Raw genomic sequence first — 18,199 nt, 5'->3', positions numbered from 1 at the left:
TCATAAATCCTCCATAATCGTTTCTTTTTCCCCGATAATTCGAACTTCGGGTTCTAGCGTGACACCTGAATTTTCTTTAACGCGATTAATAACATAGTGAATTAAATCTTCGTAATCTTTTGCTGTACCATCTAAAACGTTAACCATAAAGCCAGCATGTTTTTTACTAACTTCAACACCACCGATACGATGTCCTTTAAGTCCTGCTTCCATGATTAATTGACCAGCATAATAACCTGGTGGTCGTTTGAAAACAGAACCACACGATGGGTATTCCAAAGGTTGTTTTAATTGACGAAGATGAGTGAGACGTTTCATTTCATTGTCGATTTGGTTGAAATCACCTGGAGCCAAAGCAAACTTAGCAGAAACAACGATAAACCCATTTTCTTGAATTACTGAAGAACGATAACCAAAGTTCAACTCAGAAGCCTGAATCGTTTTTTTCTCACCTTCTTTTGTTAATACCTTAACAGATAGTAAAATATGAGCAATTTCACCACCATAGGCACCGGCATTCATAAAAACAGCACCGCCAATGCTTCCTGGAATACCACAAGCAAATTCAAAACCTGTTAAACTATGAAATTTGGCAATTTTCGTTGTTTCAATAAGGTTTGCCCCGGCTTCAGCCTCAATCACATAACCGCTAACCGTCACAAGATTTAAACGGTCAAACATGATAACAAATCCACGAATACCACCATCTCGAACAATGATATTGCTGGCATTACCCAACACCTTATAAGGAATGTTGTGTTTATTTGCAAAACGAACTATTTTTTCAAGCTCTAGTTGGTTTCTTGGAAAAGCTAAGTAATCAGCTGCTCCACCAACTTTGGTATAGGTATATTTTTTTAAGGGTTCGTCAAAGCGAATATCAATACCTGTTAAAGCCTCTTGTATTTTTTCTTTCATAATGATCTCTTTTTCATTTTTTTAATAGTATTGTTACTAACCTCATTATAACAAACTTTACTCTCTTTGACGATAGATGTCGTGAAGACTTTTAAAGCTCAAATCTCTAAATTATCATTTCCAGTCATTAAAAAATGTCTAACTTGCGAGATAAAATAGAGTGAACCGGTAATAACAAACAAATCATTTGCTTTAGCTGTTTTTATTTGTTGCAACCAAGTTTGATAGTCTATCACTCTTTGATAACCAGAAGGATAAGCATCAAGAGTAAGAGCGTTGTTAAATTTAAAACTAGTCACAGTAATATCTTCAAAAACAGATAGTTGTTTAAGCATACCGTCAACAGGTTTCGTATCAATTGCAGCAAACAAGATGTGAATTTTTCTATCTTTATAATGTTCTTTAAGAACAGACACTAAAGCTGATACACTTTCATTGTTATGAGCGCCATCAATCAAGATATTATTTTTTATTAATTCTGTTCTACCAGCCCATTTACTGTTTGATAAACTTTTTTTAATGCTTTTTTCAGTGACATTAGGATAATAGTCTTTTAATAATAAAGAAGTCATAATAGCTAAACTAGCATTGCTAACCTGATGTTGACCATTCATTGCTAACGAAATATTGGTTAGGGAATGATTTTTCCAAGAAAAGTCAAAGGCATCACTGGTTCCAAAAGCATTAAAGTTTTTATTTAACTCGTAAACTGGACTGTTTGTTTCTTTAGCCTTATGATAAAAAACAGCTTTAACGTCTTGACGTTCAGTAGAAAAAATGAAAGGCACTTTGTCTTTTAACACACCGGCTTTATGTTGTGCAATTTCTTGATAAGTTTGACCTAAAATAGCTTGATGATCTAAACCTATAGAGGTTGCAATAACAGCTAAAGGATTAAAAACGTTAGTTGAATCATGTAAACCACCCAGTCCTGCTTCAATGATTGCAATATCAACCGGATTAATTTTACCAAAATAAAGAAACATTAAAATCGTAATAACTTCAAATTCAGTTGCCTCTTCCAGTTCTGTTTCTTTAGGAAGGCGTTCAATAATAGGTTTTGCAATCGTGACAAGCTTTAGAAAATCTTCTTCTGAAATCATTTGGCCATTAATGCTAATACGTTCTCTAAAATGTTCTAAGGCAGGTGAGACGAAGGTCCCCACCTTATAGCCAGCATCACTAAAAATATCTTTTAAATAGTTAACGGTTGACCCTTTACCATTTGTTCCAACAACATGAATACCTTTTACCGAATTTTGAGGATTTCCCAGTTCATTTAAGACCCATTGCATTCTTTTAATGCCTGGTTTAATGCCAAATCTAAGTCTACCATGTATCCATGAAACGGCTTCATTATAATTCATTTTAACACCCATGTGAATTTCATTTTTAACCTAATTATTATAAATTGTAAGTCTTCTGATAAAAAAAGACTACTAAGGATTTTGTAACTTAGTAATCTTGTTTACTGATGTAAGCAAAGCTTAATCATTTATTAGAATTTCTTACGTTTACGAGCTGCTTCTGATTTACGTTTACGTTTAACAGAAGGTTTCTCATAGAATTCACGCTTACGTGATTCTTGAAGTGTACCAGCTTTAGTAACAGAACGTTTGAAACGACGAAGAGCATCGTCAAGTGATTCATTCTTACGCACTACTGTTTTTGACATTATTTTCACTCCCCTCAATTTCAAAGTAACATTTTCACGTTCTTAGTCATTATACTTGAAATCACTAGCTTGGTCAAGCTTTTTTATGATAATTTTTAATTTTTTATTAGAAAAAATCACCTATGTTTTAAAACAAAAATTTAAAATTTAAATACTAGTTTTAAAAGAAAATAACTCATCAATCAATGATTGATGAGTTATTTGTTATTTAATCACTTTTTGTGTTTTAGCGTATTTCGCTTCAACTGCTTCTTTTTCAGCTTTCCACCAGTCTTCATTATCAGTATACCACTTAATAGTATCTTCTAGTCCTTGACTAAAATTGGTAAATTCTGGTGTCCATCCAAGTTCTTCACGTAATTTTGTTGAATCAATGGCATAACGTAAGTCGTGTCCTGCACGGTCAGTGACATGCTCATAAGCATCTTTAGGTTGTCCCATCTTTTCAAGAATTAATTCTAAAACTTCCTTATTATTTTTTTCACCGTCAGCACCAATCAAGTAAGTTTCGCCAATACGACCTTTGGTTAAAATAGCCCAAACACCAGTTGAGTGGTCGTTGGTATGAATCCAATCACGAACATTTTTTCCTTCGCCATATAGTTTAGGTTTAATGCCACTTAAAATATTAGTGATTTGACGAGGAATAAATTTCTCAATATGTTGGTATGGCCCATAGTTATTTGAGCAGTTTGAAATAGTTGCTTTAACGCCAAAAGAGCGAACCCAAGCTTTAACAATCAAATCTGATGCTGCTTTGGTTGATGAATAAGGTGAACTTGGATTGTAGTTGGTTTCAGCAGTGAATTTTTCACCTGGTCCTTCGCCATGACCTGGTAAGTCTTCACGAAGAGGTAAGTCACCATAAACTTCATCTGTTGACACATGATGAAAACGGATATCATATTTACGAGCTGCTTCAAGAAGAGTGTAAGTACCAATAAAGTTTGTATAAACAAATGGACTTGGGTCATTAAGTGAATTGTCATTGTGGCTTTCAGCTGCATAGTGAACAATAGCATCAGCTTTACTAGCTAACTTATCAACTAATTGGGCATCTGAAATATCTCCGACAACTAATTCAACTCGGTCTCCAAGAATCGATTTAATGTTGTTTTCATTTCCAGCATAAGTTAATTTATCTAAAACGGTAATGTGAACCTCTGGATGATTGTTATAAACATAGTGAACAAAGTTTGAGCCGATAAATCCTGCGCCACCTGTCACAATGATATTTTTGAATTCTGACATGTTTTTAAATTCTCCTTGGTTTTTTTCGTACTAAAGTAAATCTTCTTTTTTCAAAGGTTTAACATCTTTAAGCATTGGATGATTTTTGTCAGCTTCTGACACTTCTGCTTCTTCTAAATTTTCCCAAGAAATAGCAAGGCTTGGGTCAGCGTAATTGACAAAAGCATATTTTGGTTTTAATTCAAGTGCCCAGTAATCATTGACTAGGTAGCTATAAGAAACGGTATCAGATAGAACTTGGAAACCATTGGCAACACCTCGTGGAACAAAAATACCTTTTGAAGCATCTATAACTGTCTGATAAACATGACCAAAGGTATCACCTTCTCTTAGATCAACCCAAGTGCCTAAAACTTTTCCATCATCAGCTACTGAAATGTATTTATCCCATGGTTCAGCATGTAAACCACGAAGAACATGTTTTCTAGAAAAAGAAACATTATTTTGTAATTTTCCTTCTTGGAAAAAACTGTCAGGAAAACCTAAAGGTAGCATTTTTTCCTTTTGAAAATTCTCTTTAAACCAGCCTCTGTTATCCCCGTGTACAGGAATATCAAACTCAATAAGACCTGGAATACTCTCAATTTTACGAGCAGATAACGTTTTACCAAAAAAATTTTCTGACATTAAGCTTCTCCAATCAAACGTAATAAGTATTGGCCATACTCATTTTTCTTAAGAGGTTGAGCAAGTTCACGGACTTGATCTTTTGTAATATAACCCATACGATAAGCAATTTCTTCTAGATTAGCCACTTGAACATTTTGAAGACGTTGTACAGTTTCAATATATTGTGCAGCTTCTAAAAGACTCTCGTGAGTACCAGTATCTAACCAAGCAAAACCACGTCCCATCAGTTCCACAGACAAATCCCCACGCTCTAGATAAGCTTTATTAACATCGGTAATTTCTAGCTCACCTCTTTCAGATGGTTTAATGCCTTTAGCAATTTCAACAACATCATTATCATAAAAGTATAGACCTGTTACAGCATAATTTGATCTTGGTTTCTCTGGTTTTTCTTCGATAGAAATGGCATTCATATTGTCATCAAATTCAACAACACCAAATCTTTCTGGATCTTTGACGTGATAACCAAAAACAGTTGCGCCAGTCTCTTTTGTTGCAGCTCTTTGCAGCATTTTTGTTAAACCAGCTCCATGATAGATATTATCACCCAAAATAAGGGCAACATTATCATCACCAATAAACTCTTCACCAATAATAAAGGCTTGTGCAAGTCCATCTGGACTAGGCTGAACAGCATAAGATAATGAGATACCAAACTCAGAGCCATCTCCTAATAATTCTTCAAATCTTGGAAGGTCTACTGGTGTTGAAATAATGAGAATTTCCTTTATTCCAGCTAACATCAAAGTAGATAGCGGATAGTAAATCATTGGTTTGTCATAGATTGGCATGAGTTGCTTTGAAGCAGCTCTTGTTAGTGGATACAAACGCGTTCCTGATCCACCTGCTAAGATAATACCTTTCATAATAGACTCCTTTGTCGTTTATTCATTCTATATTCTACCATTATTTAGTATTATTGTCATTATTCTTTCTGTTTTTGAATGTACTTTTCGATTGGATAATCAATCAGCTCCAGATCTAAAGTTTTTTCTAAAATTAATTGAACAAGTTGATAGGCGATTAATGGGCCCGTTGTTAGCCCCGATGACCCAAGACCACTAGCTGCAAAAACATTTGGGAGCTGAGGAACTTGACCAAAAAAGGGAGAAAAATCACTGGTATAAGCTCTTGTTCCAATTCTTATTTCAGTTTTATCAGCTTGATTTAATGCTGTAAAATAAATTAAAGCTTCTTTTTCGATTGTATCAAGAATGCTTGGATTTTCTGACAAATCATAACCCATATCATTTTCATGACTAGCACCTACACTCACTTTTCCATTAGAAAATGGAATAATATCAGCTTCACCTTCAGGCATTAAAACTGGGTAATGATAAAAAGACTTTTTTGAAAAATAATAATCTCTTAGTTGTCCTTTTTGAGGTCTAACATCAACCTGATACCCTAACGGTTCAAGAATAGAAGGTAACCAAGCCCCACTAGCTAAAATAACCTTGTCAAAAACGATACCATTAATCATGTACTGCTGATTTTCTGTTGTCTCAAGACTAACCTTTTGATGGATAATTGTAATTTTGTGGGTATTTTGAAAAGTTTTTACCAATTTTCCTCCATCAACCCTAGCACCACCAGAAGCAAATAAGGTTTTTTTGAAACCTGATAATTTGGGGTAGATTTCTTTTAAGTCACCAAAAGATTTTAAGGTTATTTCTCCAATTAAAGGCGCTTCTTGTTTTCGAATGTTAGCCAACTCAAAAAGTTCCCCAAGTTTTTCTTCTTTTTTCTTAAATAAAAAGACTCCCGATTGTTCATAGAAGTCATTTTTAATCCCATCGTTTTCTAAATCTTGAAGTAATTTCTGGTAGAAATCAGCACCTAGACGCGCCATTTTATACCAAGCTTTATTACGTCTTTTAGAAAACCAAGGACTGATAATACCTGCAGCAGCCTTTGTTGCTTGACCTTTTTCATCGTCAAACAAAAAAACGGACATTTCTTTTTCTTTGGCTAAATAATAGGCGGCAGTTGAACCAACTATGCCACCACCAATAATGGCAATTTTCATCTTAGAACTCCTACAAATGATAAAACGGATTAGTATTAGCTTGACTTTCAATAAAATCAACTTCCCAATCGTTTTCTTTCTTCCAAGCTTCAAATTTTTCATGTAATTTTTTAACAAATAAGACTTCAATATGATGTCCCGGATCAATTGCTAAAAGGCCATTTGTTAACATTTCTTGTGCTGTGTGATAATAGATATCACCAGTAATATAAACTTGAGCACCCTTAGCAATAGCTTCAGGATAAAAGCTCTGACCACTGCCACCGCAAATGGCAAGGCGAGATATCATTTGATTATCATTGCCATAGCTAATCAAACGCACACTATCTAAATGAAACACACTGGCAATTTTCTTAGCTAAGTCCTCAAAAGGCATTGGCGAAATAGTGCCAATACGGCCGATGCCAAATCCTTCTTTGGTCTCACTTAAATAGTTTGTTTCATGGATGTCTAATAACTCACAAAACCAATCATTTAGTCCACCATCAACCACATCGATATTAGTATGACTAACGTACACGGCAATATCATGTTTTACCAGGTCAAGATAAATATTATTTTTTGGATTAGCGACAAGATTGACTAAGGGTTTAAAAATGGGAGCATGTTTTACAATTAACAGGTCAATATTTTTAGAAATAGCCTCTTTAACAGTAGCTTCTCTGACATCAAGTGCTATCATCACTTTAGAGACGTCCTTATCTAAACGACCAATTTGAAGACCAGAAATATCTCCTTCAAGTGATAAGTCTTGAGGACAAAACGCTTCATAACGCTCAATAATAGCTTCAGCTTTCATTTAGAATCTCCTTAATCATTTCTATTTTTCTAGACAATTGTTCTCTTTCATTTTGATAATTTTCTGGAATTTGTTTCAAAGCGGTTAATAATTTTTTTTGCTCTTTTTGCCATTTTTTTACAAAAATAGATGATTTTTCCTTAGAAAGAAAAGGGCCAAATTGTTTTTCTTTTTGTGTGATGTTTGATATGCCTGGTTTTACAACAATAATTTCATAAATTTTATCATTTTCTTCAAGAATTTTCTCAGCTGTAATCGTAAACTGATTTGCTACCAACCAATCTCTAAGTTCCTCTTCACGATTATTAGGTTGTAATATTAACTGTGAAATAGTGGATAATTTTTCTTTCCCATTTTCTAAAATAGTTGAAATCAAGCGCCCGCCCATTCCACAAATGGTGATTACTGAGACATAATCATTATCTTCTAAGGCTTCAAGTCCATCAGCCAATCTAACAGTGATTTGTTTGTCGAGTTGATGTGCTTTAACATTTGATAAGGCTGATTGATATGGACCATGAACGACTTCACCAGCTATTGCACTACTAATTTTTTTATGTTGCAAAAGATAAATCGGTAGATAAGCATGGTCGCTTCCAACATCAAGAAGCTTGCTACCTAATGGTACCAAGCTTGCGACTTCTTTTAAACGTTGTGATAGATTAAGTTCTTCCATAAGTTTCCTTATAATATTTGCAATAACTTTGAACAGGACAAATGTCACATTTAGGATTTTTAGCCAGACAATGATAGCGACCAAAGAAGATTAAACGATGATGAGTCACAATCCAATCTTTTTTAGGAACTTTTTTCATTAAATCTTGTTCAATTTCCACAACATCTGCCGTTGGTGAGGAAATATTTAACCTTTTTGCTATTCTTGCAACATGCGTATCAACAGCAATAGCCGGTATTTTGTAAATTTCTGCCAAGGTGACATTAGCTGTTTTTCGACCTACACCGGGTAAACTTTCTAATTCTTTATGAGTTTTTGGTAGTTGACCATCAAATTTCTCAAGAATCAATTGCGCTGTTTTAATAATATTTTTTGCCTTTGTTTTATAAAGGCCGATATGTTTGATGTAACTTTCAACCTCACTAACCTCAGCACTAGCTAAATCTTCAATTTGAGGATAGCGTTGCCACAAATTTGGTGTAACTTTATTAACCGCTTTATCAGTTGTTTGAGCTGATAAAATAACAGCAACTAATAACTGAAAAGGTGTATTATAGGTTAATTCACCGTGGGCATCTGGAAAAAGGTCACCAATAATAGCTAGAACTTTTTTTAAGCGTTCTTTACCAATTCTCATCAATCACTCCATAAATTTAAAGCTGTCTTAAAATCATCTGAGATGGCAACGTTTTTAGGATCTGCTTCTTCTCTTGCTTTTCTTCTTTCTTCCACTTGACGCACTGTTGTGATACCTTCTCTACGCCAATTTCTAAGAATTGCTTGAATGTATTTCCAGTTGGTTTTACCATTAAACACAGCCTCCTTTAAGGCTGCAAGAATAATGTCTGGATCAGTATTATCATCATTAACTAATTTAGTTAAATCTTCCAGTTCAAAAGGACTAAGCAAGCGACCAAGTTCTTGTTCAAAGCTCTCTACTAAAGGTTTAATAACGTTAACCGATTCTTGTTCTTGAGGTTTATTCGAAAAACTTTCATGTGTTTGAAAGAGATCATCTAATTTTTTTAAAGCTGGCGTTGCATCAAACATAATCTCGCTATCACTTGCTAATTCGATGGTTCTAATTTCTAATAATTCAGCTTTTTTCAAATTAGAAATAGACCGATTAACATCAGCAACAGTTTTACCAATCGCTTTAGCGATATGACTTGGAGCTATTTCTTCAATTTTTGATGTGTTTTGCAGATAGAAAAATTGCCAAACCAAATAATCATCAACATTTTCGAAAATGTGATGAAAGTGAAATAATAAATCACTTGGTAGAACCAAAATTCCTGAATCAAAGGCTTTTGAAAAACTCATGATATCTCAATCCTTTACTCTTATTAGCAAATAATATTGTTATGATGATTAAAAATGCATCAAGACCTTGTAATCATAATCGCCAATAGCTTCTCTTCCTTTTAAATCATCTAATTCGATTAAAAAGGCACAACCGGCAACAATACCACCCATTTTTTCTATTAACTCGATAGTTGCTTTAACTGTTCCACCAGTGGCTAATAAATCATCAACAATTAATACTCTTTGCCCTGGTTTAATCGCATCTGCATGCATGGTTAGAGTATCAATACCATATTCTTTTTCATAATCTGCAGAAACAACTTCGCGTGGTAATTTACCTGGTTTACGAACTGGTGCAAAACCAATACCAAGTTCAAAAGCGACTGGACAGCCAACAATAAAACCACGTGCTTCTGGACCAACAATCATATCGATTTTTTTATCAGTCGCATACTGAACGATATCACGTATAGCATAGCTATATGCATTTCCGTCAGCCATTAGAGGACTAATATCTCTAAATTCTATTCCTTCTTTAGGGTAATCTTTAATCGTTGCAATATAATCTTTTAAATTCATTTTTAATCTTTCTAGGGCATCTGCCAAAAAATAGTTTACATTATATTATATCATGAAATAAGTAAATGGTAAATTTATCACTTTATAAAATGATTTCTTTCTTTGCTAAGTTAGTTAAGCATTCATGAAGATAGGTGTCATCATGCTCAGGATAAATTGGTTGTGTAAGAAGCACTTCTTCTAAACTCTTATACGCTTGTGTATTCTTACCTCTGTATAGAGGATTAAGCCATAGTTTGTCAGGTTTATAGCCTCTTTTAATCATTTCATTCATGATAAGTTGATGGTATTGAAACAATTTGTAAGGACTGTGACTAAAAACATAATTGACCGTTGCATGTTTTTTACCCCAGCCAGAACCACGTAAGGCTGCACATTCTCTATGTTGCCCCAAAAGTTGTTGTCGTGGTAATTTTTCAATCAAGGATTCATGCCATAATCTCATTTTAATCTCCTTTCAAATAGTGATAGATTTCTTCCGGAGTTCCTAGTGCCATCAATGATTGAAATGCTACTGTTTTTTTCAAGTCTTGATAAATGTGACTTTCAGAAATATCCCTCTTTTGAGCCGTTTTATTGACAGTCATTACGCCATCATCGATAGTGACAAATCCAAGTTCTTCAAAAATTTGTATCATCTTAATGAGTAGTAATTTTGGAATCGTTAAGTAGTCAGAAAGCTGATTTAATTTATGACGAATATCAAAACTTTCAAATTGGAAAATCGTTTTGTAAAGGTGGGCAAACTGCTCTCTTGTACCAAATCCTGTTAGATAGTAAGGATGTTTAATCGTATTTTTGAAATATATCGCTTCAAATTCTCTGTTAGTAAAAAGAGTTTTTAATCTTGCTTCATTTTCTGGAATATCAGCAATAAGGACAACAGAACTTTTTTTGTCTTCATCAATCGTTGGAATATTTTCAGGGAAATAGGTATTTTTTGCTCTGATATCAATCAGTTGGACACCATTTACTCTAGCATCAACAAACATGAGTTGAATTGAGGTGTTGCCATTCCATTTATTAACAGATAAAGTGGTCACTAATTCAATGTTTTGTAACTGTTGAAATTCTTGAACTAAATGTCCTAAATGAAAAGCGACGACATCACATTCAACACCATCTTGAGTGACTCTTAATTTAAGATGACTATTAGTTGCCCCCATTGTCCTTGCTGTTTTAACAGCAAAATCTTTTAGTATGAAACAGGGTTTCTTATTATCCATCCCAAAAGGAGCCAGTTTATCAAAGCTTTTTAAAAGTGAAAAATCAATATCAGAAAGACTAAGAAAGCCATCAATAAAAAGATTGTTTTTTTGAGAGCCTTCAAGATGATTGGCAATCATATCATCTCGAACAGCTTTTGAAAGGGTAGCTATTTGACTTGTTTCAATGGTCATACCAGCAGCACCACTGTGTCCTCCAAAAGCAACAAATAATTCACGATTTTTATTGAGAGCTTCAAACAAGTTAAAACTATCTGGACTTCTACCACTACCTTTTGCATAATCACCATCAATGGTTAAGACAATAACAGGCTGACTAATTTGTTCCAAGATGCGACCAGCAACAATACCTAAAACACCTGGATGCCATCCTTCTTTAGCCAAAATTTGAATAGGTTGAGAGTTATCAACCATAAGCATTGCTTCATCATAGATAGATTGAACCAATGTTTTTCTTTCTTCATTTTTAGCTTGAATCATTAAAGCGATTTGGTGAGTTTCTTCTTCATCAAAGCCAGTTAGTAATTCAATAGCTGGATTTGGGTCATCTAATCTTCCAAGAGCATTAAGTTGTGGTGCTAAGATAAAACCAATTGTTTCTTCGTTGATACTCTCTTTTTCGACATTTGCAAGGTTTAATAAATCTAATAGGCCTAAACGCTCGGTATCTTTTAAGACTTTTAATCCCATTTTAACAAGTGTTCTATTTTCACCCGTTAAACTAACCATATCAGCAATAGTACCAATCGCCACTAAATCAAGTAATTCAGCAGGAATTGTTTCTAAAAGAGCACAGGCTAGTTTAAAAGCCACCCCACAACCTGCTAGATATTTAAAGGGATAATCTGCTCCTTGATGTTCTGGGTGAATAATAGCATAGGCATCTGGTAATTCAGGTGGCATACTATGGTGATCGGTAACGATGACGTCAACACCCATTTCATTAGCATAGGTAATTGCCTCATGGCCTGAAACACCATTATCAACCGTAACAATGAGATTAACCTTTTCTTGTTCAATATAATATTGATAAACACTTTTATTTGGTCCATATCCGTCGACAAAACGGTTTGGCAGATAGATAATACTCTCTGCTCCCAATGCTTCAAAGGTTTCTTTTAAAATAGAAGCCGCAGTCATACCATCGGCATCATAATCTCCGTAAACAAGTATTTTTTCATTAATTTCAACAGCCTGTCGAATCCTATCGACTGCTTTTTTCATATCATTTAATAAAAAGGGATCGTGCAATTGTGATATATCAGTCGATAGAAAATCATCAAGCTGTTCTTTCGTTTGAATCCCTCTACGATAAAGAATTTGACCAGTAATCTCATCAATGCCTTCTTTTTTTAGAAGGTCACTATTATCAAAATCAAGCTCTTTTTTGGGTAATAGCCAATTATATTTTGGTGCAATCATTTAAAATTAAAAACCTTCCTTGCTAACATATCAGATAGTTTTGGGAATAAAACATAGCATTTATGGGCTATATTTAAAAGTAGAGGGAGATTGATGTCACGTTTATTTTTTCCCATGTTCTTAATGATTTTTTGAGCAACCACATCAGGCTTTAGGGTAAATTTTTCTACTGTTTTTAAATAACTTCCTGAAGGATCTGCTCTATCAAAGAAATTGGTTTCAATTGGTCCAGGATTAACCGTTGTGACATAAACTTTGTCTTTAGCGAGTTCTAGACGAAGGGCATTTGAAAAACCAATCACAGCAAACTTTGTTGCAGAATAAATACTTGACTTGTTTGAAGCAATAAGCCCTGCCATACTTGCGATATTAATAATATGTCCATGCTTTTTTTGAGCCATTCTTTGTCCAACTAATTTTGAAAATTGAATGGTAGCAAAAGTATTGACATCAAACATTTCACGCATTTCATCAGCAGTAAAATCGGTAAAATCCTTAAATTCACCAAAACCAGCATTATTTATCATGATATCAATTCGACCAAACTGGTTGTATATGTCATCCACCATATCACTAATTGCCTTGTCGTCACGTATATCAAGTGACTTAAAAAAGTAATTTTCTGATGACCCATAAATGGTTTGTAATTTCCCTTTTTGGCGACTTAGTAAAATCAACTGATCGTTAGTTGGTAGTTGTTTAACGATTGATTGTGCCAAACCACCACTGGCACCTGTGATAACAATCACTCTTTTTGTTGTATTCATTTGATAATAATCTCTTCTAAATCTTTCACCACATGTGTGTTTTCAAAAATCGTTTTGGCATCTTTTTCTAATTGGCGAATATCTTTTGATAAGAATCGTGCACTCACGTGATTCAATAATAATTGTTTTGCTCCTGCTTCTTTTGCAACCTGTGCGGCTTGCATATTAGTAGAATGAGCATGATTTTTTGCAATTTTTTCATCACCTTTACCATAGGTTGACTCATGAACAAGAACATCAGCCCCCAAGGCTAAACGAACACTAGCATCTGTTTTTCTTGTATCTCCTAAAATAGTGATAATTTTTCCTTTTTTAGGAGCAGATAAATAGTCTTTCGCATGAATTATTCGACCATCTGACAAGGTGACATCTTGACCATTTTTTAATTGACCAAACAAGGGACCAAAAGGAACCCCTGCTTTTTTTAAACCTTCAGCATCCAATGTCCCTTCTAAATCTTTTTGCATAACACGATAGCCAATACTAAGAATGCTGTGATCGAGCTTTTCAGCAAAAACGATAAACTTATCAGATTCAAAAATCTTTCCTAGTTGCTTTTCTTCTAATTCATGAAAGTGAATTCGGTAGGGTAGGCGTGAACCAGTCACGCGTAAACTAGATAAGACATAACTTCTAATTCCAACAGGACCAAAAATATCAATATCAGTTTGTTCATCATTTGCCTGAAAGGATCGACTTGATAAAAAACCAGGAAGACCAAGCACATGGTCACCATGTAGGTGACTAATAAATATTTTTCGCACTTTTCTAGGTTTGATGGTTGTTTCTAAAATTTGTCTTTGGGTACCTTCACCACAATCAAACATCCAAATCTCATTAATTTCATCAAGCAATTTTAAAACGAGACTTGATACATTTCTTGATTTTGAAGGTTGTCCGGCACTAGTGCCTAAAAATTGAATTTCCATACGTTTTCTATACTTTCTAATCTCTAACTATTCTTGTTCGATATAAATAATCACTTGTCTTTGCTTAAATTGATAATATTTTTTTCCTAAATAATCATTTGCTGCTTCTAATAATTCATCTTCATTAAAACTTGACATTTGGATGATATTGTTTTTAAGTTGTTTAATATCTGTCACTAAAAACCTTGCTTGAGAGATGATTTCAGGATCTGTTTCATCAAATTCTTTTGCCATCATTTTAATCTGATTATTTTCTACAAATACTTTATAGTGAGGAAAAAGTTGTGCTATTTCTAATAATAATTTTTCAGTAATTTCAGCAGGTTTTTCGCTAAAAACTCGGGCTATTTCTTGGTCATTTTCATAGGCAAACCCATAAGCTTTACCTTTTAAGTTCAATCTAACAAAGGGATTGTTTTCGACAAAGCTTGGCTTATCATCAAATAATTGAAGCGCTAAACTCAGTTGAAAATAATAATCGGTTGCTGCTTTAGGGGATTGTTTTTGATAAATCTCAGCAAAGTAAGCGTTGATAACACTCGGAGGTGGTGTAATAAAGCGCATGACTTCTTTTTCATCTATCGTGTTAAAAAGATGGGTCAAGTAATTACGATCAAGACTGGTAAAACCACCATAAGTCATTGCCAATTTAAGATAATCCATGATAGAATTCCTCTAGTTTCCATTTGTTTTTTGGAGAAATATAGCCTTTAACAGCTTTTGTGCCATCTTCTAAATCTTTCTCTTCTAAAAGAGCTAGTTGACTCAACTCAAATAATTGGTAACTATTTTCTGGTTTAATGGTCATATCAAAAGATTGAAATTGCTTTTTAATGTCATCAATAATAATCGAACGAATTGTAGTTGAAGCGTTAGGTGATTTGGCAGAAATCATCACTCTTGGATGAAGATTTGGTACAAAATTTTCTACCAAATCCATTTTGTTGTAAACAGCTAAGCGAGGTATTTTAGCCATATCAAGCTCTTTTAATAAATCTAGTACAATCTTTTCTTGTTCTAGATGATTGGGGTCGCTAGCATCAATCACGTGGAGTAATAAATCTACTTGACGACTTTCTTCAAGGGTTGATTTGAAAGCAGCAACCAGCTCTGTTGGTAAATCTTGAATGAAACCAACAGTATCTGTTAGTGTTGCTTGGAATCTATCTTTTAGATAAATTTGTTTTGTTGAAGCGTCAAGAGTTGCAAATAGTTCATTGGCTTCATAATGACTGTTGTCAGTCAAAAGATTCATGATAGTGGATTTACCAGCATTGGTATAGCCAATCAGTCCTATGTTAAATGAAGATGAAGCTACTCTTTTTTCTCTAATCGTTTCTCTATTTTTAGAAACAATTTTTAATTTTCTTTCAATATCATTAATTTGATTTCTGATGGAACGTCTATTCAATTCGAGTTGACTTTCTCCTGGTCCTCGACTTCCAATACCACCAGCTTGGCGGCTTAGCATAATGCCTTGTCCAACTAATCTAGGTAAAAGATACTTTAATTGAGCCAGTTGTACTTGTAGTTTTCCTTCATGACTTCTTGCTCTCATTGCAAAAATATCAAGAATTAACTGCATGCGATCAATAACTTTAACACCAAGTTTTGTTTCAAGATTAATATTTTGTCTAGGTGTTAAACGATTATTAACAATGACAGTATCGATTTCTTGCGCATCAATGAGTTGTTTAATCTCTTCTAGTTTACCTTTTCCGATAAAAGTGGTACTGTCATATCTTTCTCTGTTTTGTAAAAGACTATCAATAACCAAAGCACCAGCAGTTTGAGCTAATTGTTCTAACTCAAGCATTGACATTAAAATATTAGCATCACTTGGCAAGGATACACCTAATAAAATAACCCGTTCTTGCTCTTTTTTGGTTTCAAACATTAGTTGTCTCCTCTCTTTTAATCATCTTTTTATTATACCATAAAATCACAGTTTAAATCTAACTAAAAAGAGGCCTTATTTGGCCTCTTTTTGACTTAGAAAAGTTTTAACGTTTTGGTCAATAATGTCAAACACACTGTCTTCATCCACTTGAAAAAAGGTAATACCCATTCTATTTTTAAACCAAGTTAACTGTCTTTTTGCAAAACGTCGAGTGTTTTGTTTTAATTGATTGATAGCTTCTTCTAGTGATATCTTGCCTTCAAAATAAGGAAAAAATTCCTTGTAGCCAATTCCTTTTGTGGCTTGGCTATTTGGATAGTTATCATAAAGCCATCTTGCTTCTTCTAGTATTCCTTCTGACATCATCTTATCAACGCGATAATTAATACGTTCATAGAGTTTTTCTCTATCATCATTTAAACCAATAATCAAAGTATCATATTGAGGTGGTTGATTTTTTAGATCTTTGCCAAATTTAGCAATTTCTAAACTTCTAATCGCTCTTCTGCGATTTAATTCACGAATCTGCAATTTTTCCTTTTCAACTAATGAAAAGAGAAGCTCATCACTCAAGTCTTCTAAGTACTTACGATAGTCATTAACTTCTTTTTGATTCATATCTCCACCAAGATGATAGCCCTCTAATAAACTTTGAAGATAAAGACCAGTGCCACCTACAATGATTGGAACTTTTCCTTTTTCGACAATAATATCAATGGCTTTTTTAGCCTCAGAAACAAAATCAAAAACAGAATAATTATCTGTGACATCAACCATATCAATTAGATGATGAGGAGCCTCTTCTTGTTCTTCTTTAGTAACTTTTGCTGTTCCGATATTAAGATGACGATAAACTTGTTGGCTATCACCACTAATGATTTCACCATCGTATTTTTTAGCAAGATGAATTCCTAGAGCTGTTTTTCCAATCGCTGTCGGACCGAGGATAACAATAATTTTTGTTTTCATACCTTTTCCTTGAATTTTTAGGCTTTTTTCGTTAGTATATATTATAACATAAGAAAAAGGAGAATCCCTATGTCTAAAAATTATAGTTTCTTAAAAGGGTTGGCAACTGGTGTTGTTGGTACTTTAGTAACCGTTGCTAGTGCAGTATTTGCAGTTAAAAAAACGATTACTGAGCCTGAAGAAAAGAAAGCTGCCTTCATTGAAGAAAATCGTAAAAAAGCAGCTCGCAGACGCGTCTCACGTTAAGTAAACTATTAGAATATAAAAAACAGGATTCTCTGGAATCCTGTTTTTTATATTCTTTATATCATTTTTTGGCTCTATAATATCTGTAGTGGGTAACTCCGCCACAGAAGTTATAGGGCTTTTTCAATGCAGACAAAAAGTCCCACATGACTTATAATGAAAAGCGACAAAACCACTCATTAGAAAGAATCATATGGAACATCTTAAGAATACCACAAATTTATTAGGAATAAAAGACCCAAATATCATTATTTTACTTGTTCTCAAACACCAAGCTCATATTGAAATAAGAGCTAAACTCGATCATAAGCCTCCTTTGTGTCCTCATTGTCATGGAAAGACTATCAAGTATGATTTCCAAAGAGTTTCCACTATCCCTATCCTTGATGTCCAAGGAATGCCTACTCTTCTTAAATTAAAAAAGAGACGGTTTCAATGTAAAGACTGTCATAAAGTATCAGTGGCTAGGACATCTCTCGTTAAGAAAAACTGTCAAATTTCTGAACCGGTCTGGAAAAAAATAACTCATGCTCATACCCAAAAACTAACCAATTCTGATATCGCTAATCAACTTCACATCTCTGTCTCTACTGTACAAAGAAAGTTGAACCAGTTTACTTTCAAAGAAAGATATCACCATCTGCCTCAAGTCTTATCTTGGGACGAATTTGCTCGAAATAAAGGCAAACTAGCTTTTATTGCTCAGGACTATAACACTAAAAAAATTGTCACTATTCTTGAAAACAATAGGCAAACAACTATCAAGAACTATTTCTACAAATACTCTAGAAAGGTCCGGGAATTAGTCAAGGTAGTGACTGTAGATATGTCGGGAAGCTATATCCCACTCATCAAGCAACTCTTTCCAAAGGCTAAAA

Annotated in this window: 21 protein-coding genes; 2 read left to right on the top strand and 19 right to left on the bottom strand. The window is 34.0% G+C overall.

The features are described from left to right. From murB to miaA, 19 genes are all read right to left on the bottom strand, one after another. Positions 1 to 918: a UDP-N-acetylmuramate dehydrogenase gene (murB, locus tag N7659_RS01370; protein WP_263275453.1), complete on the bottom strand. Its 918-nt coding sequence runs from the start codon at positions 916 to 918 to the stop codon at positions 1 to 3. A 98-nt stretch (positions 919 to 1,016) separates the two neighbouring features. Further along, a complete protein-coding gene (locus tag N7659_RS01365) occupies positions 1,017 to 2,285 on the bottom strand; it encodes a bifunctional folylpolyglutamate synthase/dihydrofolate synthase (RefSeq protein ID WP_263275452.1) in 1,269 nt (422 codons plus the stop codon). Positions 2,286 to 2,416: 131 nt separating this feature from the next. Next, positions 2,417 to 2,593, bottom strand: coding sequence for a 30S ribosomal protein S21 (gene rpsU, locus N7659_RS01360; RefSeq protein WP_000048058.1), 177 nt, complete (start codon positions 2,591 to 2,593; stop codon positions 2,417 to 2,419). Positions 2,594 to 2,797: 204 nt separating this feature from the next. Continuing rightward, positions 2,798 to 3,844, bottom strand: a complete 1,047-nt coding sequence (gene rfbB / locus N7659_RS01355) for a dTDP-glucose 4,6-dehydratase (protein WP_263275451.1) — start codon at positions 3,842 to 3,844, stop codon at positions 2,798 to 2,800. Positions 3,845 to 3,874: 30 nt separating this feature from the next. Next, the gene (locus tag N7659_RS01350; protein WP_263275450.1) at positions 3,875 to 4,471 is read right to left on the bottom strand and encodes a dTDP-4-dehydrorhamnose 3,5-epimerase family protein; all 597 of its coding nucleotides are present in this window, start codon (positions 4,469 to 4,471) and stop codon (positions 3,875 to 3,877) included. Beyond that, the gene (gene rfbA / locus N7659_RS01345) at positions 4,471 to 5,340 is read right to left on the bottom strand and encodes a glucose-1-phosphate thymidylyltransferase RfbA (RefSeq protein WP_199567326.1); all 870 of its coding nucleotides are present in this window, start codon (positions 5,338 to 5,340) and stop codon (positions 4,471 to 4,473) included. Before rfbA ends, N7659_RS01350 begins: the two co-directional genes overlap by 1 nt. Before the next feature lie 59 nt (positions 5,341 to 5,399). Continuing rightward, on the bottom strand, positions 5,400 to 6,503 hold the full coding sequence (locus N7659_RS01340) for an NAD(P)/FAD-dependent oxidoreductase (RefSeq protein ID WP_263275449.1): 1,104 nt from the start codon (positions 6,501 to 6,503) through the stop codon (positions 5,400 to 5,402). A 10-nt stretch (positions 6,504 to 6,513) separates the two neighbouring features. Beyond that, positions 6,514 to 7,302: a Nif3-like dinuclear metal center hexameric protein gene (locus tag N7659_RS01335; RefSeq protein WP_263275448.1), complete on the bottom strand. Its 789-nt coding sequence runs from the start codon at positions 7,300 to 7,302 to the stop codon at positions 6,514 to 6,516. After that, entirely contained in the window at positions 7,292 to 7,978 is a 687-nt protein-coding gene (locus N7659_RS01330) for a tRNA (adenine(22)-N(1))-methyltransferase (RefSeq protein WP_263275447.1), read from the bottom strand. Before N7659_RS01330 ends, N7659_RS01335 begins: the two co-directional genes overlap by 11 nt. Next, on the bottom strand, positions 7,965 to 8,615 hold the full coding sequence (nth, locus tag N7659_RS01325; protein WP_258511590.1) for an endonuclease III: 651 nt from the start codon (positions 8,613 to 8,615) through the stop codon (positions 7,965 to 7,967). Before nth ends, N7659_RS01330 begins: the two co-directional genes overlap by 14 nt. After that, positions 8,615 to 9,301 (bottom strand): DnaD domain-containing protein, encoded by a 687-nt coding sequence (locus N7659_RS01320; RefSeq protein ID WP_263275446.1) that lies wholly within the window; start codon positions 9,299 to 9,301, stop codon positions 8,615 to 8,617. Before N7659_RS01320 ends, nth begins: the two co-directional genes overlap by 1 nt. A gap of 48 nt (positions 9,302 to 9,349) precedes the next feature. Beyond that, positions 9,350 to 9,862 carry an adenine phosphoribosyltransferase gene (locus N7659_RS01315; protein WP_199567320.1) on the bottom strand — a complete coding sequence of 171 codons (513 nt, stop codon included), beginning with the start codon at positions 9,860 to 9,862 and terminating at the stop codon, positions 9,350 to 9,352. An 82-nt stretch (positions 9,863 to 9,944) separates the two neighbouring features. Next, on the bottom strand, positions 9,945 to 10,307 hold the full coding sequence (locus tag N7659_RS01310) for a TIGR02328 family protein (protein ID WP_199567319.1): 363 nt from the start codon (positions 10,305 to 10,307) through the stop codon (positions 9,945 to 9,947). 1 nt (position 10,308) lies between these two features. After that, a complete protein-coding gene (recJ, locus tag N7659_RS01305) occupies positions 10,309 to 12,510 on the bottom strand; it encodes a single-stranded-DNA-specific exonuclease RecJ (RefSeq protein WP_263275445.1) in 2,202 nt (733 codons plus the stop codon). Beyond that, positions 12,507 to 13,277 carry an SDR family NAD(P)-dependent oxidoreductase gene (locus N7659_RS01300; protein WP_263275444.1) on the bottom strand — a complete coding sequence of 257 codons (771 nt, stop codon included), beginning with the start codon at positions 13,275 to 13,277 and terminating at the stop codon, positions 12,507 to 12,509. The genes recJ and N7659_RS01300 overlap by 4 nt, the downstream gene beginning before the upstream one ends. Continuing rightward, complete coding sequence (rnz, locus tag N7659_RS01295; RefSeq protein WP_258511595.1) at positions 13,274 to 14,206, bottom strand: ribonuclease Z; 933 nt, start codon at positions 14,204 to 14,206, stop codon at positions 13,274 to 13,276. The genes N7659_RS01300 and rnz overlap by 4 nt, the downstream gene beginning before the upstream one ends. A gap of 27 nt (positions 14,207 to 14,233) precedes the next feature. Continuing rightward, entirely contained in the window at positions 14,234 to 14,869 is a 636-nt protein-coding gene (locus tag N7659_RS01290) for a cystathionine beta-lyase (RefSeq protein ID WP_263275443.1), read from the bottom strand. Further along, positions 14,856 to 16,103 (bottom strand): GTPase HflX, encoded by a 1,248-nt coding sequence (hflX, locus tag N7659_RS01285; RefSeq protein WP_263275442.1) that lies wholly within the window; start codon positions 16,101 to 16,103, stop codon positions 14,856 to 14,858. The genes N7659_RS01290 and hflX overlap by 14 nt, the downstream gene beginning before the upstream one ends. Positions 16,104 to 16,178: 75 nt before the next feature. Further along, a complete protein-coding gene (gene miaA / locus N7659_RS01280) occupies positions 16,179 to 17,075 on the bottom strand; it encodes a tRNA (adenosine(37)-N6)-dimethylallyltransferase MiaA (protein WP_263275441.1) in 897 nt (298 codons plus the stop codon). 69 nt (positions 17,076 to 17,144) lie between these two features. Between miaA and N7659_RS01275 the strand changes: the two genes are divergently transcribed. Further along, on the top strand, positions 17,145 to 17,321 hold the full coding sequence (locus N7659_RS01275) for a DUF3042 family protein (RefSeq protein WP_263275440.1): 177 nt from the start codon (positions 17,145 to 17,147) through the stop codon (positions 17,319 to 17,321). A 193-nt stretch (positions 17,322 to 17,514) separates the two neighbouring features. Next, the coding region (locus N7659_RS01270; RefSeq protein WP_263275439.1) for a transposase family protein at positions 17,515 to 18,199 on the top strand (685 nt) is incomplete at its 3' end.

The organism is Streptococcus sp. CSL10205-OR2, from assembly GCF_025660655.1.
In the GTDB taxonomy this organism is placed as follows: Bacteria; Bacillota; Bacilli; order Lactobacillales; family Streptococcaceae; genus Streptococcus.
The sequence above is the reverse complement of the archived record's forward strand: the minus strand, read 5'-3'. Positions and strand labels throughout refer to the sequence as shown.

What these genes read in the sequence shown, in the direction of transcription:
- murB (WP_263275453.1), bottom strand. Translation starts at nt 918, where the DNA reads ATGAAAGAAAAAATACAAGAGGCTTTAACAGGTATTGATATTCGCTTT.
- N7659_RS01365 (WP_263275452.1), bottom strand. Translation starts at nt 2,285, where the DNA reads ATGAATTATAATGAAGCCGTTTCATGGATACATGGTAGACTTAGATTT.
- rpsU (WP_000048058.1), bottom strand. Translation starts at nt 2,593, where the DNA reads ATGTCAAAAACAGTAGTGCGTAAGAATGAATCACTTGACGATGCTCTT.
- rfbB (WP_263275451.1), bottom strand. Translation starts at nt 3,844, where the DNA reads ATGTCAGAATTCAAAAATATCATTGTGACAGGTGGCGCAGGATTTATC.
- N7659_RS01350 (WP_263275450.1), bottom strand. Translation starts at nt 4,471, where the DNA reads ATGTCAGAAAATTTTTTTGGTAAAACGTTATCTGCTCGTAAAATTGAG.
- rfbA (WP_199567326.1), bottom strand. Translation starts at nt 5,340, where the DNA reads ATGAAAGGTATTATCTTAGCAGGTGGATCAGGAACGCGTTTGTATCCA.
- N7659_RS01340 (WP_263275449.1), bottom strand. Translation starts at nt 6,503, where the DNA reads ATGAAAATTGCCATTATTGGTGGTGGCATAGTTGGTTCAACTGCCGCC.
- N7659_RS01335 (WP_263275448.1), bottom strand. Translation starts at nt 7,302, where the DNA reads ATGAAAGCTGAAGCTATTATTGAGCGTTATGAAGCGTTTTGTCCTCAA.
- N7659_RS01330 (WP_263275447.1), bottom strand. Translation starts at nt 7,978, where the DNA reads ATGGAAGAACTTAATCTATCACAACGTTTAAAAGAAGTCGCAAGCTTG.
- nth (WP_258511590.1), bottom strand. Translation starts at nt 8,615, where the DNA reads ATGAGAATTGGTAAAGAACGCTTAAAAAAAGTTCTAGCTATTATTGGT.
- N7659_RS01320 (WP_263275446.1), bottom strand. Translation starts at nt 9,301, where the DNA reads ATGAGTTTTTCAAAAGCCTTTGATTCAGGAATTTTGGTTCTACCAAGT.
- N7659_RS01315 (WP_199567320.1), bottom strand. Translation starts at nt 9,862, where the DNA reads ATGAATTTAAAAGATTATATTGCAACGATTAAAGATTACCCTAAAGAA.
- N7659_RS01310 (WP_199567319.1), bottom strand. Translation starts at nt 10,307, where the DNA reads ATGAGATTATGGCATGAATCCTTGATTGAAAAATTACCACGACAACAA.
- recJ (WP_263275445.1), bottom strand. Translation starts at nt 12,510, where the DNA reads ATGATTGCACCAAAATATAATTGGCTATTACCCAAAAAAGAGCTTGAT.
- N7659_RS01300 (WP_263275444.1), bottom strand. Translation starts at nt 13,277, where the DNA reads ATGAATACAACAAAAAGAGTGATTGTTATCACAGGTGCCAGTGGTGGT.
- rnz (WP_258511595.1), bottom strand. Translation starts at nt 14,206, where the DNA reads ATGGAAATTCAATTTTTAGGCACTAGTGCCGGACAACCTTCAAAATCA.
- N7659_RS01290 (WP_263275443.1), bottom strand. Translation starts at nt 14,869, where the DNA reads ATGGATTATCTTAAATTGGCAATGACTTATGGTGGTTTTACCAGTCTT.
- hflX (WP_263275442.1), bottom strand. Translation starts at nt 16,103, where the DNA reads ATGTTTGAAACCAAAAAAGAGCAAGAACGGGTTATTTTATTAGGTGTA.
- miaA (WP_263275441.1), bottom strand. Translation starts at nt 17,075, where the DNA reads ATGAAAACAAAAATTATTGTTATCCTCGGTCCGACAGCGATTGGAAAA.
- N7659_RS01275 (WP_263275440.1), top strand. Translation starts at nt 17,145, where the DNA reads ATGTCTAAAAATTATAGTTTCTTAAAAGGGTTGGCAACTGGTGTTGTT.